17 protein-coding genes and 2 pseudogenes are annotated in these 16,977 nt (G+C 33.8%); 11 read left to right on the forward strand and 8 right to left on the reverse strand.

Annotation, left to right across the window (positions count from 1 at the left end):
- A partial coding sequence (locus MHH45_RS27555; RefSeq protein WP_340863741.1) for an IS6 family transposase occupies positions 1–424 on the reverse strand: 424 nt, incomplete at its 3' end.
- A gap of 139 nt (positions 425–563) precedes the next feature.
- Positions 564–803, reverse strand: a complete 240-nt coding sequence (locus MHH45_RS27560) for a helix-turn-helix domain-containing protein (protein ID WP_016131627.1) — start codon at positions 801–803, stop codon at positions 564–566.
- A 281-nt stretch (positions 804–1,084) separates the two neighbouring features.
- Here MHH45_RS27560 and MHH45_RS27565 point away from each other — a divergent pair, with 281 nt between their 5' ends.
- The 4 genes from MHH45_RS27565 (at position 1,085) to MHH45_RS27580 (ending at position 4,099) form a co-directional block, all read left to right on the forward strand.
- Positions 1,085–2,383 (forward strand): FtsK/SpoIIIE domain-containing protein, encoded by a 1,299-nt coding sequence (locus MHH45_RS27565; protein ID WP_016131626.1) that lies wholly within the window; start codon positions 1,085–1,087, stop codon positions 2,381–2,383.
- Positions 2,352–2,897, forward strand: a complete 546-nt coding sequence (locus MHH45_RS27570; RefSeq protein WP_249922741.1) for a replication-relaxation family protein — start codon at positions 2,352–2,354, stop codon at positions 2,895–2,897. The genes MHH45_RS27565 and MHH45_RS27570 overlap by 32 nt, the downstream gene beginning before the upstream one ends.
- A 19-nt stretch (positions 2,898–2,916) precedes the next feature.
- Positions 2,917–3,426: a hypothetical protein gene (locus MHH45_RS27575; protein WP_088094623.1), complete on the forward strand. Its 510-nt coding sequence runs from the start codon at positions 2,917–2,919 to the stop codon at positions 3,424–3,426.
- Positions 3,427–3,508: 82 nt separating this feature from the next.
- Complete coding sequence (locus tag MHH45_RS27580; RefSeq protein ID WP_016131623.1) at positions 3,509–4,099, forward strand: DUF3967 domain-containing protein; 591 nt, start codon at positions 3,509–3,511, stop codon at positions 4,097–4,099.
- 119 nt (positions 4,100–4,218) lie between these two features.
- Here MHH45_RS27580 and MHH45_RS27585 read toward each other — a convergent pair.
- The 3 genes and pseudogenes from MHH45_RS27585 to MHH45_RS27595 all read right to left on the reverse strand — a co-directional run.
- Positions 4,219–4,464, reverse strand: a pseudogene (locus MHH45_RS27585) (hypothetical protein); the annotation flags it as partial.
- A gap of 75 nt (positions 4,465–4,539) precedes the next feature.
- Positions 4,540–4,941, reverse strand: coding sequence for a hypothetical protein (locus MHH45_RS27590; RefSeq protein ID WP_016131622.1), 402 nt, complete (start codon positions 4,939–4,941; stop codon positions 4,540–4,542).
- Between the two features lie 14 nt (positions 4,942–4,955).
- The gene (locus tag MHH45_RS27595) at positions 4,956–5,786 is read right to left on the reverse strand and encodes a ParA family protein (protein WP_016131621.1); all 831 of its coding nucleotides are present in this window, start codon (positions 5,784–5,786) and stop codon (positions 4,956–4,958) included.
- 974 nt (positions 5,787–6,760) lie between these two features.
- Here MHH45_RS27595 and MHH45_RS27600 point away from each other — a divergent pair.
- The 3 genes from MHH45_RS27600 (at position 6,761) to MHH45_RS27610 (ending at position 10,253) form a co-directional block, all read left to right on the forward strand.
- A complete protein-coding gene (locus MHH45_RS27600; protein ID WP_016131620.1) occupies positions 6,761–8,236 on the forward strand; it encodes a primase C-terminal domain-containing protein in 1,476 nt (491 codons plus the stop codon).
- A gap of 107 nt (positions 8,237–8,343) precedes the next feature.
- Positions 8,344–9,150 carry a hypothetical protein gene (locus MHH45_RS27605; RefSeq protein ID WP_249922742.1) on the forward strand — a complete coding sequence of 269 codons (807 nt, stop codon included), beginning with the start codon at positions 8,344–8,346 and terminating at the stop codon, positions 9,148–9,150.
- Positions 9,151–9,665: 515 nt separating this feature from the next.
- The gene (locus tag MHH45_RS27610; protein WP_229161803.1) at positions 9,666–10,253 is read left to right on the forward strand and encodes a hypothetical protein; all 588 of its coding nucleotides are present in this window, start codon (positions 9,666–9,668) and stop codon (positions 10,251–10,253) included.
- A 248-nt stretch (positions 10,254–10,501) separates the two neighbouring features.
- Here the strand turns inward: MHH45_RS27610 and MHH45_RS27615 are convergent, their stop codons facing one another.
- Entirely contained in the window at positions 10,502–10,930 is a 429-nt protein-coding gene (locus MHH45_RS27615) for a DUF3801 domain-containing protein (RefSeq protein ID WP_016131617.1), read from the reverse strand.
- Positions 10,931–11,191: 261 nt separating this feature from the next.
- Here MHH45_RS27615 and MHH45_RS27620 point away from each other — a divergent pair, with 261 nt between their 5' ends.
- From MHH45_RS27620 to MHH45_RS27635, 4 genes and pseudogenes are all read left to right on the forward strand, one after another.
- Positions 11,192–11,902: a hypothetical protein gene (locus tag MHH45_RS27620; protein WP_016131616.1), complete on the forward strand. Its 711-nt coding sequence runs from the start codon at positions 11,192–11,194 to the stop codon at positions 11,900–11,902.
- 16 nt (positions 11,903–11,918) lie between these two features.
- Entirely contained in the window at positions 11,919–13,250 is a 1,332-nt protein-coding gene (locus MHH45_RS27625) for a relaxase/mobilization nuclease domain-containing protein (protein ID WP_016131615.1), read from the forward strand.
- Between the two features lie 214 nt (positions 13,251–13,464).
- Positions 13,465–14,171: pseudogene (locus tag MHH45_RS27630) on the forward strand (IS6 family transposase).
- A 120-nt stretch (positions 14,172–14,291) separates the two neighbouring features.
- Positions 14,292–14,987 carry a DUF3888 domain-containing protein gene (locus MHH45_RS27635; RefSeq protein ID WP_016131677.1) on the forward strand — a complete coding sequence of 232 codons (696 nt, stop codon included), beginning with the start codon at positions 14,292–14,294 and terminating at the stop codon, positions 14,985–14,987.
- Between the two features lie 338 nt (positions 14,988–15,325).
- Here the strand turns inward: MHH45_RS27635 and MHH45_RS27640 are convergent, their stop codons facing one another.
- Together MHH45_RS27640 and MHH45_RS27645 are read right to left on the reverse strand one after the other, a co-directional pair.
- Positions 15,326–15,931, reverse strand: coding sequence for a TetR/AcrR family transcriptional regulator (locus tag MHH45_RS27640; RefSeq protein WP_016131676.1), 606 nt, complete (start codon positions 15,929–15,931; stop codon positions 15,326–15,328).
- Entirely contained in the window at positions 15,924–16,787 is an 864-nt protein-coding gene (locus tag MHH45_RS27645; RefSeq protein WP_016131675.1) for an oxidoreductase, read from the reverse strand. Before MHH45_RS27645 ends, MHH45_RS27640 begins: the two co-directional genes overlap by 8 nt.
- Positions 16,788–16,977 lie beyond the last annotated feature (190 nt).

The following is a 16,977-nucleotide window of genomic DNA, read 5'->3' on the forward strand; positions in this document are numbered from 1 at the left end:
CTGGATACTTATCGACTGTCACGACACGAGGCTCAGAAATATGAAAAGACTGCAAAGCTTTCTTGAAGAAACGCTTTGCAGCCTTGTGGTTTCTTGCTTTGCTTAGGTAAAAATCGATGGTATTTCCTTTCGAATCGACAGCACGATACAGGTACATCCATTGATTTTTTACTTTGATATATGTTTCATCGACTCTCCAAGAGTCATTGGTTTGCTTGAGATGACGACGGATTCTTTTGTCTAATTCAGGACCATACTGATGAACCCAACGCATAATCGTTGTATGAGCAACGGATAAGCCCCGTTCCGCCATCATTTCCACCAAATCACGAAAGCTCAAGTTGTACCGTAGGTACCATCTTACTGTTTGCAAAATAATATCATGATGATAATGCTTCCACTTGAATAAATTTCGCTTTTCCATACTGATCACGCACCTTTTTTAGAGTAATAGTATCAGTATGTCCAAGATTTAGAGATTACTTGCAATTATCTTGAAGTTTTCGCACCAGAACCGTTTTATATTTATAATTACATAAGAAGCTTCTCTCGTTTGAACCAAGCTACATCCAAAAGTCATTTTCATTTATATTTTTTCCTAGTTTTTTCAGTCCTTTTGTAATTTGAGTGATTGTAGAAAACTTAGGTATGTATGTTTTATCATTACATACTTTAGAAATTGTTCCCCTACTAAGCTTAGCTGCCTTCTCCAAATCACCTTGTGTTATTCCTTGTTTGTCTAACCAACTACCGAATTTACTACGTTTTTTTCCTAGTCCAAACACTTTAACCACCTCAGACATAGCTTGCCCTTTTCGTCATTTTTATAAACGCACGAAAAAAAATGACATAATGGCCAAACAGTCTAAAATACCTTTTACCATACCAAACAAATTACGAATCTCACCTCTACTTAATCAGCCACTTCATACTTCGTTTCATATATTCCGAATAAAATTCGCTAACAGAATAATGCTTTAGACATTGGAAGATTTCTATTTTCAACGATTCATGGCTATTTTTATCTCTTCTAATCTTCAGGGACTATTCTTGCAGAATACCAAAAGAAGGATGGTGTGAGTTTGTGATATTTGAGCTAGTAAGTTCAGCTGCAGTTGGCGGAGTAATTTTTCTATCAAAAATGCATCAAAAAGGAGCAACAAACGATGCCTCCAAGATACAAAGGATTTGCGCTAATTGCGGTTTAAAAGTGAAGGAAGGAAAAGATACCAGAACTATACAGCTGCTTCGCAAGACGAGAAATGATTGGGGAGTTGAGTATGCGTATAGGATCCCTCTTGGTCTTAGTTTTTCTGATTTTGAACAAAAAATGCAGCATTTAGAAGACGGATTGAATCACAAGAGCAAAGTTTACGATTTCAAGCTATCGGACTTCAAATCTCTTCGTCTGCGGAAAAACATTTTAAAACAAATACAAAATATCGTAAACAAGAAAAAACTCGTTAGAAAGGAAATAGAGCTGTCTTACGATGGTTTGCTAAAAATAAGAGTTTACGAGAAAGGTATTCCTGATTTTGTGAAGTTTGAAGAAGACATGATGAAGCAATGTAGGGGATGGGAAGTACCTATTGGTTATACGAGGGATGGATTGGTAAAACACGACTTTGATCAGCTATCACACATGATCTCGGCTGGTATGACGGATATGGGTAAATCAAATGTATTAAAGCTCATTATTACGGCCCTGGTACGTAACCAATCGGAAAATATAAAGCTATTCCTTATAGATTTGAAGGGTGGTCTATCTTTTAACCGGTACCGATTCCTAAATCAAGTCGAATCAATTGCGAAGAATCCTGGGGAAGCCCTTGAGACTCTAAGGGAATTGCAAACTAAACTGAATGATAGAAACGAATACTTACTAGAAAAAGGATACGAAGATATAAAAGAAGCCGGGGATCCAACAAGGTACTTTGTAATCGTAGATGAGGCAGCCGACATGACGCCATATCAGGAGTGCAAAGACATCATTGTAGATATAGGTCGTCGCGGCAGGGCAGCTGGATTCCGCTTAGTATATGCGACTCAATATCCTACTAACGAAGCTTTACCATCGCAGTTACGGCAGAACATTGGTGCTCGTATTTGCTTCAGATTACAAACAGAAGCAGGGAGCCGCGCTGTACTCGATGAGGGCGGCGCAGAGAGTCTTCCCAACATAAAAGGAAGAGCTATATACCAAACGAACGAGAAGAAGGTTTTACAGACTGTTTATATCGATAACAAAAAGATTGACAACATCATAATGCCACATATCAACATTAGAGCGAGAAAGGAGCATGAAGATGCAAAAGTTAGCTATAAAGGAAGCAAGAACCGAGTCCATACTCTTGAGCTTGAAGAAGTTGGGGTTCTTAAGTAGGAAACAAATCCAGGTACTTCATGATCTTGGCGGTGATAGAAATGCTTCTCGTGTAATGAAGGATCTTGAAGAATATGTATCTAGCTTTAGAGATTCAGAAAAGGTGTATTATCTCAATAAAGAAGGTCGTGAGCGTATTGGAAGTAATAAGGTACTAAAACGTTCTAACCAATTTCGTCACTACATTATGAGGAATGACATCTATATCGCTTACGAATGCCCGAAAACGTGGAAGCAGGAAGTCAAAATGAATGTTAAAGGTATCGTTTCCATAATTACGGATGCACTATTCACGGATAATGGCCGTTATCACATTGTAGAGGTAGATCATGAGCAAAAGATGAGCGCAAACCGTTTCAAAATGCAGAAGTACAGAAAGTTAATGGAATGTAATGTGTTTGAGAAGGCGCCTAAATTTATTTGGTACACAACAACAGAATACCGAAGAAAGCAAATACAGAAGCTTTGCGAGGGATTGGATTGCAACATATTTACGGTTACTGATTTCCATTAAAATTAAGGAGATGGTCTATATGGCAACTGAGACAATGAGCATCAAGGATTTTATGGATGGTAACTATGGAGCGAAGAAAAAGTGGAGCTTGTTCAAAAAGAAAACAAAAAAATATGCACCTGTGGCGGTGCGAGTTGGTAGTGCAATCGGTAGTGCAATCGGTAGTGCTATTATATTCAGCAACATTATAGATATTCCACATGTATTCGCATCAGGAGCAGAAGCAGATGCGCCAAATGTAAATGAAGTATTCAAGGATGTGCAATCAAACGATGGCAACTTTAAAAATTATATAGATGGCCAACTGTACAACAGGATCGTAAATGCATTTGAGCCAGTTATCTTTCTAATTAAAGCAGTATCTTATCCAATCGCATCCGTTGTAGCGCTATGCGGTGGATTATTTATTATGGTTGGTAGCCAAGAACGAGGTTTCTCGTTAATCTCCCGTGCTGGGATTGGATATATCGTAGTACAAATGATACCGTTGTTTATGAGATTATTGGTTGAAATAGCAAAGGCGATTTAATCCCTACATTAGTGGGGCTTTTTTCTTTGCAGGAATTTAAAAATCGTTAGGGAATATTTTTTCTAGGAGGTGTTGTGACGCTATGACGGACGAGATTGTTTATTCTGCTAGTGAAGTATACAAAAGGCTAGGAATATCCGATAGTACGCTCAGAAAGTATATGGAAGTGTTGCAACGAGAGGGATTTACAGTAAAGAAAGATAAGCGTGGCAGACGTGAATACACAGATGGTGACATCCTGGTTATTGAGAGATTAATTGAGATTAGTAAGCATGACGGTATGACGTTGGAAAAGGCAGCAAAGATGATTGCACAACAAATAGAAAAAGTTAATCCGGATTTGATTAAAGAAGAACCTGAGGACACGAACTTAATTCCATTTCACATTCAAGAACAGCTACAGCAACAATACAGCGTTATGGCGCAGGAAATGAATCAAAGTATATTAGCGATGGAAGAACGGTTAAGTGAGCAGGCAAAGCAAAGCAACGAGGAAATTAAAGCGAGTATAGATCAACATAATGAACGAGTGGAAAAACGATTGGAAGCACGAGATGAGACGCTTATGAAAACATTACGTGAGATACAAGAGGCGAAGAAATTAATGCAGGAATATCGTGAAGAAGTCGCTGCTGCAAAAGAGAAGAAAAGGCCGTGGTGGAAGTTTTGGTGAGGACTTTATATAAACTACGTAAAAGTAGAAAAGTATACATTTCTACTTTTCTACTTTGATGAAGGATATATAATAAAAAAAGAAGTATCCCCAATTAGAAACAGGGATACTTCTTTTTTTATTTCGGTCAGTAATTTGAATTTCATTTTCTGCTCAGTAGTCAATTCATTTTCTACATAATGATTTATAAGTAAATCAATTATTTCGTGAGCAAATTTCGTGTTGGTAATTTTCATTAGCGTTTCAAGTTCTTCTTTGGATTGACTAGAAGTTTTAATGCTATCCTGTTGATTTTTAAATTTCTTTTTCTCTGGTGTTTACATTTTCTTTTCTGTGTTCGTATTTAAATCCGAACTGTCAGTAATAGGCGTAACTGTTACTACAAATGAATTATTCTTATTTTTCACAGGCACCACTCCTATTTAAAACTATATTGCTTGTTATTTCTTTTCCAACATTTCGTAAAGGTGTTTGTACATCCCTTTATAACCTTCAGATTGTCGCGTTGTTAGCTTAGTATTTACATAGCTTTCAAGAAGCATGTCAATGATACTGTTAATTGATGCCTTATCCATGCTTTCTTGTTCTTTTATAAATGGTTTAAGAGTATTTAGCTTTAGCAAAACAGCAGGTGAAATTTTAGCTGTTTTAGATGGAACTAAACGCTGATCTTGTTTCTCAGGAACAGGTATTTTCCCTTTATTAATGATAGGAGTCATAACCTTTTTCTTAACAGGCTCATTATTACGGCCGAAATCGTTTGTTCCTTTTATCTGTACACCTTTGTCATTTAAAGTATTTCCGGGTTTTGTGACTATAGGTTGAAATGGTGCTTTAGACATTATGAGCCTCCTCCTTAAGCATTAATAGTAGCAAAATAGTTTTCATGTTCATTAAGTTCGCTAAGAACATCGATGAATAGTTGATGAGCTTTTTCATCCCACATATCAATATTGCCACTAACGTTAACATTTTTATGAATTCCTTCAATATCGTACACTTTTAGACGCTCTTGATATCTCACAATTGTATCTAGAACATTTCCGCCATACATTTCCTGAGCTTGTTGTAATACTTTATTATCCACTCGTTTTCCTTGATGTAACATCATTGGAATAATACCTAAAACTTGTAGGTCTGCATCATATGTTTCTGCTAAGAACTGCATATAAGCGATATATGTTTGAGCGCCTTCTAAAGATAATTCTTGTGTTTGTAGAACGATGATACAATAATCGGCTGCTATCATAGCGTTATCTGAGTAGTCACTGATTGTTGGTGGTACATCAATGTAAATACGATCATATTTATCTTTTAATGGTTCTAGTAATTTTTTTAAATATGTAATTTGTGCAAGTTCATCCTCTGGGAACATATCAAAGAGGATTTTTGATAGTTTTCTAAATGAAGTATTAGATGGAACAATGTCCAAATTCTCAATTACTGGAATAATCTCATTCTCTAAATTTTGATTTAGAAATGCATCCGTAATAGACTTATCAATTTCTTCAATGTCACCTGTTTTAGCAAGGACTCTTGTAGCGTTCCCCTGAGGATCCATATCCACTAAAAGACATTTTTCATTAAATACTGTAGCAACTTCATAAGCCAACATTGTAGCTGTTTTTGTTTTTCCAACTCCACCTTTAAAGTTACCGATTACGTATGTAGTTGCTTGTCTAGTCATTTTCGACATTCCTCCATAAAACTCCGAATAAGTATACCTTTGAGTAAAATGTAACATCTACATTCAATATTCGCAACAGTATACCGTAGAAAAGTTTAAGTTTTTTAAACGGATTTATCGAAAGAGTAGAAAAGTATACTTAAGCGTAAGGTTTTTTAGTATACTTTTCTACTTTTCTACTTAAACGTAGTTTATAGAATGGATGTTTTTACAGATAGAAAAGTATACATTTCTACCTATGCGTAGTTTTAAAGTTTTTTCTTTATACACTGGTATTTAAGGGTTAATTACAATTTTTCAGGAGATTAAGTTTGTAAATACGTGAACAAAAGTATACATTTCTACTTTTGCGTAAGTTAGAGAAGGTATACCAACTTTCAATTACAGGTAGAAAAGTATACATTTCTACTTTTGCGTAGTTCTACATTTCTACTTTTGCGTAGTTTTAAATTGTCATTTCTGTATTTACAAACAAAAAAACTTGCTGTAACGTAAGAAACAACAAGTTTTTCAACAAAAAAAGATTTAATTTGATATTGTACATAAAGAGCTCTTTAGAGCATATTCGATAAATAATTTACAAAAACAAATAAAAAAGAACGGCTGTCTAATAGAGATTTGGTAGATCTCAATCTGACAGAAAAAGTAGAGTTACTGACAATAACTTTACTCCCCGGTGAATACAAGTTGCTGACAACAACTTGTATTCCATTTACACACTGCACCATCAGTCTGTAAATTCTCCGTCCGTTCTAGTTAACTATGTTATTAGAGATATAAAAATATCTGTATTTAGTATAGTTAATTAGTGATGGATTGTAAAGATAGATATCCTTATTTAAGTACGGAAAAATTACGTTTAAATATGGAGAAATTCTGTTTTTATATACTTTTCAGGGAATTTTCAAGGTGAGCAGTGTAATAACTGCTCACCTTTTTTTATTGTCAAAAATCTAGTAGAAAGGAGATCTAACATGGATAAAGCGCAGCAAGCAATTGAATCGATTTTACATAGTGGATTACGCAAATATAAATACAAGAATTCTAGAGCTAGCATCGCCATGTTAGACTCACAGGATACTAGTACGATGAATGACCGATTTGTATTCATTACGCGTACAAAAGAAGATTTAATGCATCCCTATGGAGCTAAAGGAGTTGTATTAACTTCTCAAGAAGCAGTTCTGGATCATATCGGACAAGCTACGCATTGGACACCGAATGTATTCAGAGTAGGTACATATTTGGACAGAAGCAGAAGAATCATTAAAGGTCATGAAGAACGTAATTTAAAACAAATCAACTGTTTCACTGTAGATATCGATACAAAGGACATTACTCCTGGAGAAATCGTACTTGCAGCAATGGACAAGCAATTAGGCATGCCTACAGTTATCTTGGAAAGTGTGAAGGGATACCAGGCTTATTTCGTGCTAGATAACCCATTGTTCATTTCAAATAAGAATGATTTCCGTGGATTACGTAGCGCAAAGAGAATAAGCGAGAACATCAGGAAAGCTTTAAGTGATTTATTACCTGGTGTTGATTTGACATGCAATGATTTCGGATTTTTCCGTATGCCAAACGAGGAGAATGTTGTATGGATGGATGCAGAAAGTACGTGTAATCTAGCTCATTTAATTGAATGGTCTAAAGATCAAGATATCGGCCATCGTAGAAACTTATTTACAGTTCTTTCGAACAAGCCAATGCATACAACTCAAATCACTGAAGGATGGGTGCAAAAGGTACTAGTATGTACACATATTCATGGTCAGAAAGGTCTAATCGGGCGTGACAACGCCGTATTTACGCTTGCTTTAGCATGCTATAGTTCGGGAATGTCTGAAGAGGATACATACGACTTACTAGATCAATTTAATACAAACTTAAACAGCCATTTGAAAAACGCGAGTATTCAAAAGGCTATTCGTAGTGCCTTCTCAGGTAAATACAAAGGAGCAAACAAAGAGTACATTAATCAAATTTTAGAAATCTGGTCAGATGGGGGAGCGACATTTTCAGGTCCAGTGCCATCTCAATATTGGTATAAGCATAAAAAAGCACGTAAAGATCGTGTGCGTAGCCATTGGCATGAGTGGGAACAAGATATCATTGGTTTCTTAAACACGCAGAAAAACACAGAAAAAGGATTTGTATATGTTACTCAAAAGGAATTGTGTGAGGCTCTACAAATCCCGAGAAGCACGTTAAACAGTGTATTAAAGAAATCCCAACAAATCTATATCCATGTAATCGGCAAAGGCAGCCAACGACAAACAGGGCTGTCTACTTTAGCGTTGCTTTTTAACCATGCTATTGGTCGAAATAAAGAGCAGAAAGAACTATACCTTGAATTTATACAGTCGTTTATTCCAAGTGCAGCAGAGCGTTTATATGAGTTGACACAAGAGCAAACCAATGACTTAATCACACTAAATACAGGTTAGTTTGGAGCTTTGTCCATTCTGCCAATACATATTTCTATTATATCTTCTTAGGTGGTTACTTTTCCGAGATTATAACTTATTTTTGGATTAGGTGTTCTCACTTATATATGGTATGTGAAATTATGATGTTTTTGCCCATCTCCGGAAAAGTAGCTTATCCATCCTATTTTAAGATTAAACTATGGAGTATACTCCATGTAAAAAATAATTTTGTACATGGAGAAAAAATGTACGATTTAACAAAAGGACTGAGATATAACATACCATTAGACTTGAAGGTACACTATAGATATGATTTTGTGGGGATTGATTACGGGAATAATTTTATTAATAAACACATTTTTGTATTTCGAACAATTAAAGAAGGCAAAGGAAAAGGTAATATACTAATTGATTTAATTCACAGCTCTAATATTGATGCTATTAGAGCTCATATGCATGGTGATTGTCATTTTCATATATTTGAAGACAGCTTTTCTATAGGGAACGAACCTATTAAGATTACAGAAAATGTTTTTTTAGGGAAAATAGAAAATACATCAAATAACGAATACTATGTATCTTTAAAAGAACAACAATATAGATTGATTAACGGAGTCGGTCCAAAGCACAAACACTTCCCAGTTGTTAAATATCTATTATTTACTGAATATCATGCACCACTTGCGAATTTAAATGCTCTTGAATTAGCTCCAATATTTAAGTTGCAAAAAGAGCATATCTGGCATAACGAAAGGAGCTGGAATTGTAGGAATATTTCTTGGTTAGATATAGATGATTCCTCTGCAATGCGGGAACAAGTTAAAGAAATTATTGAAAAAGGACGAGGAGATTGGAGAGAAGAGGAACGAAAAAAATGGCATCAACTATCAGAACGGAAACGATTACAAGAATATTTTCCGATTGGTTTATAAAGCGAATTAAGCGAACGGAAATAATTTAAAAAATTACCTGCCTGATCTTGAAATTTTTTTTGATTTAGGGGGGGGATTTTACTACATGGGGTAGCGTCCCGAAAATGCGGATTTACAACGTTAAGCTGTTTGCTGAGTTAAAAACGAAAGATTTAACGACGATAAGACTTTTGAGACAAGTCATACGAGACACTAAAAAGCTTTATTTGACGTGAAATCAATTAAGTCTCAATAGATTATATTGAGACAAGGATTTTTACCTTAACGTTGTAAATCCGCAAAATCCTGATGCTACCCCGCTTATAAGTAATATAAAAGTTATCTTAAAATGATAGTTAATAAGTTAAAATAAAGATCTTCAATTTAAAATTAAGTGGTTTAAAACCATAGTCATGTTATAACATTAAAGGGACTCATTGTTTGAATAACACGTTTAACGAAAATTGGTATGCTATTGCCGGCTTTTTGTTTATTCAACTAAAGAACAGTTTAATTAAAGAAAGCGGATCTATAATGTGGGAGGAAAGCCAATACATTTATTGAAAATAAAGGAGTTGTTGAAATTGGACACTCTTCAATTAATTGAAGATTTCATATTACCTTACTATGCTCAAAAAGATATAATGCACAATGTTGAACATATAAAACGTATTTTAAATTTATCTCTAGAAATGGCTACAATATATAAAAATAAAGTAGATGAGGATTTACTTAAATATGGCGCATATTTTCACGGAGTAATATATGAAGAAGAGATAAGAATAAGTATTGAAAAATTTCTTAAGGGTATTGGGTTTAGCGGAGAAAAAATAAAACGAATTCTAGAAGTAGCAGACGGTTCTCAAAAGGATGGAAAACCAGAAAGCCTAGAAGCTAAAATTCTCCACGATGCACATTTACTTGAGGGTGGAGAGACATTTTTAATTGTTAAATCTTTAATCACTGGATCACTTAGGGGACAATCCTTACTAGAAACGATTGAATATCTGGAAACAAATATACTTAATAAACATCATTGTTACTTACCCGAAAATATTGAGAAATACAAAGAAAAGGAAAAGTTCGCTTTTGACTTTCTATACAAACTCAAAACACATATATAATTTTCAATTTGTGAAATTTTGTACTTAAATTATATGAGGGGTTTTATGGAATATTTGGACTCAAAATAAAAATTTTTCATGTTCCTTTTGTTATAAGTCTCAAAAACGGAGGTATTTAAGAGAAACAAAATTCACCTAAAAATGTCGTAAAAATAGCTTTAAATCTATCTCAAAACTTATCTCTAAATCAAAATCTCAAATAGAATTAGTAACAATGAGTTTTGAGAATCCCTTAGCGTATAAAAATGTTAAAATGTGCGTGCTGCCTCTAATACTGCGATTTTTCTTTCAACCACATTTTTTAATGTTTTTTTGATTACATTTGCTTGTGCTGCGGAAAAGAAGAAAGAATAATCCTCTTTACCATTTCTCACAACAGAAAAATCTACACCTAATTTTTTTAATTCCTTTTGATAATCCTTTAATTGTTCCTTAGTTAAGTTTTCATCTAAAGCAATAACACCACCAGTGTTACTATGTTCTTTAATAAGCTCATTGATTTTTTGTTTACCATCTTTTGTGTTTCCATCAAGGATATAATCTTTTGGATCTTGTTCTTTATTTTCAAGTAACTTTGTCAATGCTTCTAAAATCCGTAATAAAGCTTGTTCCGATAATTTAAAGGTTTGTGCTATGACTTCGAGTGCAACCTGTGTATGTTCATCTACATTCGCCATTCAGATACCAACTCCCCTGTAAATTATTTAACATATTACACCATATAATGGGTATAAATGGTATAATTTTAAGGATAAAATATTGAGATTTTAGTAGAGGGCAAGCTACGGGATTACCATGGTAATCCCCAAAAACGTTGTTTTTGACTTGGTAGGAGATTCCTACGACCTTTACAAATATAAATAAGCGATTTTTTACAAAATCACTTATTTATTTGTTGTCGCTGCGCTCGATTAATTTAAAAAATTGGTGGTGAAATTATGGGGTTTATTCATAAAACATATTTACAAATAACTTTAGATGAAAAAGATAAAGAAATGATAAAAAATAAAGCTGTAGAATTGGGATATAAGTCAACTTCAGCGTTTGTTATTGATTCAGCAAAAACACATTTTAAACTTGAAGTTGATATGAAAGCTTATAGGGATTTAACTAAAGAAATAAATTATATTGGTAAGAATATAAATAGCTTAATCAGAAGGATCAATACAGACGGAATTTACACTGATAGCGATATTGATTTTCTTAGAGTTAATCAGAAAAAAATTGTAAATTTAATCAATACCGAATATGACCGATTAATTGATTTGAAAACCAAGTTTAATAGCGATAGCTTGAGTAAAAAACAAAAGGAAAAATTAATACAATCGTTAACTGAAAATCAAATACAGATACCAAAAAAATTAGTATTAGAAGAAGTGTACGAAAAGATAAAAGAGGATTTTGTTTATATCATAGAATGTATAGATAACTCGCCAGAACAGGATAAGGAAGTAACAGAATATGTTTGGCAATATTTATATGGAGATACGCTATATAAGTTAGATGATAATCAATTAATAAAATTGGCCGATAGCATTTTTATTTTTGCGCAGAAACTGAAGTTTAAGTTATCCAAACTCGATAATGTTTTTGAAGATGATGATTGGTTTGAACTGAAAGATATATTAGATGAATATGAAATTTATTAGGTAGGGATTGATTACAATGTCTATTGTAAAAATACAAAAAGTTAATAATTTAAAAGATGTCATTAATTACAGTATGCAACCTCATAAAACAAACGAGGAATTAGTCACATCTTATGAATGTAATATTGAAACGATAGATAGAGATTTTAAAAGTGTTTTAGTTGATTACAACGAAAAAAATAACAGTAATAAAAACATGAGTGCAAGAATGATAATTCAATCGTTTGATAGTGACGATAATTTAACGCCAGAACAAGTTCATCAGTATGGAATAGAATTTGCTGATAATTATCTAAAAGACAATCATCAATATACAGTCATTACACATACAGATACGGATAATTTACACAATCATATTATTTTCAATGATATTGATTTTAATAAACTAAAAATGTTTGATTCAAAGCGTGTAAATACTTTGGATAGATTACGTGAAGAAAATGATAAAATCTCTGAAAAGTATGGTTTGTCGATAATCGAAGAAGGAAGAAAGGGAAGGAAAAAATATTTAGCTTTTAACGAATATGTAGCTAGATCAAAGAAGAAATCCTTCAAAGGAAATTTAGAAGAAACAATTGATAAAAACATATCAAAATCAAATTCGTTTGATGAATTTTTAGGCTTAATGCGAAAAGAAGGATATGAGCATAAACAAGGAAAATATCTATCGTTTATGAATCCGAAGTCAGGAAAGTTTATGCGTACTAAAACAATTGGATTTAATTACCTTGAATCCTCTATTAAGTTTAGAATAGAAAACAAAGGTTATTCACCAATTAAAACAAGTATAATTAACAGACAATGGATAGATAAATCACAAGAGAAATTTAAAAATAATAAGGAACTTCAAAGGTGGGCTACTAAACAAAATATTAATTACTTAAATGAATTAAGCTCTAAGCTATATAAACTAAATGTTTCACTTACGGAACTTGATGAAATTGAAGCAAATAAGGAAGCGTTAATTGACAGCTTTGAAAAGCAACTTTTAGGTATTGATAATGAAATTTTTAGATTCCAGAAAATGAAGGGTTGTTTCCAAAGGTATAAAAAGAGTCATCCTTTAATCGTGGCTTATAAAAAAGCTGAAGATAAAAAAGCATTTAAGCAAGAGCATTATCATGAATTTAAAGAGTATGATGTTGCAAAACGTGATATGAACTATCTCAAAAAGAATTACGGTATTACTGATGAATCTGAATTACATTATAAGTTGTCATTGATGACAAAAGAGCGAAATTTACTTTATGGAAGTTTAGGAAAAGAAAAAGAAGTGGAAGTAAATAGACAAGAACAACAAAGACAGCAGCAACAGCAACAACAGCGTAAAAAAGAAAATGAAAGATAAAAAGTTATAGCGCCTTAAAAAAGTGATGTTGTATAGTTCTTTATGAATGGAATAAATAAATTCAAACGCTGGGAGGTGGAACGTTTTTGTCATACATATGGAATGAGCTCTTAACGGCTCGTGAGGGTTCTGGTGCAAAATTTTAATTTGAAAAGAATTCATCTCTAAAACTTGGACATACTGATACTATTACTCTAGAAAAGGTGTGATCGGTATGGCAAAGGAACATGTATTCAAGTGGAAACATTATCAGCCTGATGTTATCTTATTAACGGTAAGATGGTACCTACGGTACAATCTCAGTTTTCGTGATTTGGTTGAAATGATGGAAGAACGAGGACTTTCCATTTCTCATACAACAATCATGCGCTGGGTTCATCAATATGGACCTGAATTAGATAAGCGAGTTCGGCGTCATCTTAAGCCAATTAATGATTCTTGGAGAGTGGAAGAGACATATGTAAAAGTAAAAGGTCAATGGATGTATCTGTATCGTGCCGTTGATTCAGAAGGAAATACCATTGATTTTTATCTAAGTAAAACAAGAGATCATAGAGCGCAAAGCAATTTTTCAAGAAAGCTTTGCGGTCTTTTCATGTTTCCAATCCCCGTGTTATCACAGTAGACAAAAACCCATCCTATCCTATGGCGATTGAAGAGTTAAAGAACGAAAAAAAGATGCCTGTAGGCATCCAAATAAGGCAAGTCAAATATCTCAATAACATAGTGGAACAAGATCATCGTTTTATTAAAAAGCGAGTTCGTTCAATGTTAGGATTGAAATCCTTTCACACAGCCTCTTGGATGATAAGTGGTATCGAAGCCATGCATATGATGAAAAAGGGACAAGTTCACCAAGGGGTGAAGTCTGCCCAAAATGAAGTTGAGTTCATCCATAAATTGTTTGGATTAGCATCATAATTCATGGATGAAAAGGATATTGAGGTTCTATGTTTCTAATAAATCATATTTGCACCAGAACCTAAATTATAGTGTTTGTACTTGGTTTTGTTGGGGAAAATACCTACTGAGAAAAGGTAGGTGAACTTATTGAAGAAAAAATTATGCATTATTTTCAGCATCTTATTTTTTATCACTACTTCTAATGTTTCCGCAAAACAAGAAACACCCAACCAAGAATTTATTAATAAGTATTATTTCGATGTTGATTTAAAAGGGGTTAAAGATATATATTTCTTTAGAGAATTTCCTTTCTATAATGATAAAGGACAAATTTCACCTTTAGGTAAGGCAGCCTTATCTGTCTTACAGGGTGATATATGGACATGGATTAGGGAACCAAGGATTTATGTTAAAGAAAACATCGCTTATATACATGCAGTCAAGTTAGATGGATTAAACCTGTTATATACGCTAAAAAAAGAAGATAATGCCTGGAAAGTCATTAAAACTGAGAAAAAGAAACTTCCTACGGTCGGTAGTGAAGTTATACTCGAACAGGCATTTCTGAGGGCAATCGGAATAGAGATACTTCAAGCAACAAAAACGTATTATGGTGAATCAAGGCTTTTTGATTCAAAAAGAATTATTGATATTGTTCGAGATGAATTTAATGATAAATACAAAATAACCGTTCAAATTGTAACTTTTGAGGGTGCACATAATCCACCATATGGTTTTGATACAATCACTTTAGAAATTCCTGGCTTTAAAGTGATTAAATATGAACATGTGGATGTTTCCGACATTGGAAAAATACCATTAGAAACACATTGAAGTATTTAAGCTAATGCGGAACTTTAGTTTAAAGAGAAATAAGAGGTAAGCACATATTAGACATGACTAATATGTGCTTACCTCTTATTTTTTGAGGATTTTTAACGTATAGGTCTTGATAACGTACAATTTTCTTTTTTTGATATGGTGACCCCAATCCCGCAGTTTCGGATGGAGATAGCCTTTGCATCTAGTCTAGTAGCGGAAGCTACACTGTGAGAATGCGACTTCTTGTCGCACCATAATGATCGTTATCAGAAGTTATAAATGAAATTTCTAATATCGATTAATCTTTTTTCTTGTAAATATACTTGTAACCTAAAAATCAGATATAAAGATTATACTCTTATCCCTTTTATCACCACATCAACAATCGATTTTGCAAGGTTGTCGTCCAAAGGTGCATGTCCTGTAAGAAGTCGATATATCATAGGCCCATAAATTAAATCAATGATAATTTTAGAGTCTATATCGTTTCGAATCTCGTTGCGATCAAATCCCCGCTGCAACATAACTTGCACAGCATTTTGTCGATTGACAAGGAACCGTTCGCAAAATATGGTAGCTATATGAGGATCGTATTGACTTTCAGCAATGAGTTGAGTAAACACCTTACCCATAGGACTTTTATAAAATCGCATAACTGAAAGTAACTGCTGTAAAAAATCTTCACGTACAGATCCAGTATCAGGTATTTTAACCTCTGCTTCCATTTTCAATAGAAAAGCATCTATTGAAACTACATTCTTGTTTGGCCACCACTTATAAATAGTTGCTTTACTAACCTCAGCACGGGCAGAAATCTCATCAACAGTTGTTTTCCGAAGTCCTTCTTCAAACAAAAGTTCGATAGTAGCTTTCAGAATACGCTCACTTACTTTATTGCTGCGGGGTCTCCCTCGCTTATGCTCAGAATTTGACTGTTTTACCTCGTAATTAACCAATTTGTTCATCCTCTATATTTGTGCTTAATGTGACAGTTTGCCAATTATTTAAATCTGTTTTGACTTGTTCAAGTTTTGTTTTTATTCGCTTTAAGGAATCAGGCCCCAAAACAAGTCTTAGTGGTGGATCATCAGCTGCAACAACCTTCAAGATAGCTGAAGCTGCCTTTTTAGGATCACCAGGCTGATTACCGTTACTTTTATTAGCCGTTTCTCGTGTTTGTCCTGAAGTATTTGTATAATCTTTAATAACTGTATTAACAGAACGCATAGAACTTGCAAGAAAATCAGTACGAAACATTCCTGGTTCGACAATGGTAACGTGAATACCTAAAGGTTTCACTTCTAACGATAACGCTTCCGATAATCCTTCCACTGCAAATTTAGTGGAGTTATAGATTCCCCATCCTATAGAACCTGAAAATCCACCAACTGAAGAGATATTGATAATATGACCGGACCTTTGGGATCGAAGATGAGGTAAGACAGCTTGTGTTACAGCATGCAAACCAAAAACATTAGTAGAAAATACTTGTTTTACTTCCTCCAGTTTCGCTTCTTCCACTGCGCCTAACAGTCCATACCCGGCATTATTGACTAAAATATCGATATGCCCAAATTTTCCAATGGCTTTTTCGACTGATTCTTGGATTTGATAAGAATTCGTTACGTCTAAAGGCAGGATTAATAAATGATTATTATCTTGAAAAGATTGTGCTAAAATTTCTGGTTTACGTGCTGTAGCTACTACCATATCACCCTGTTCAAGTGCTGCCTCAACTAATGCACGTCCAAATCCTTTTGAAGCTCCAGTAATGAACCAGACCCTACTATGTACAATGTTTTCCTTTTCCAATGTACTTACCTCCATTTTTTAGGGATTTTTACTGATAATTATATGGTAAACTAAACGTTTAGTATTGTATACTGTATTTATCAAAAATGCCAGATAAAGGTTTTCACACACCCGTTCTTACGTTGTGGATGAAAACGGAATTCAAATAATTGGTTCTGGTGCAAAAAGATAATAAAAGATAATAAAGCGC

The organism is Bacillus sp. FSL K6-0042 (assembly GCF_038006685.1).
Classification (GTDB): domain Bacteria; phylum Bacillota; class Bacilli; order Bacillales; family Bacillaceae_G; genus Bacillus_A; species Bacillus_A pseudomycoides.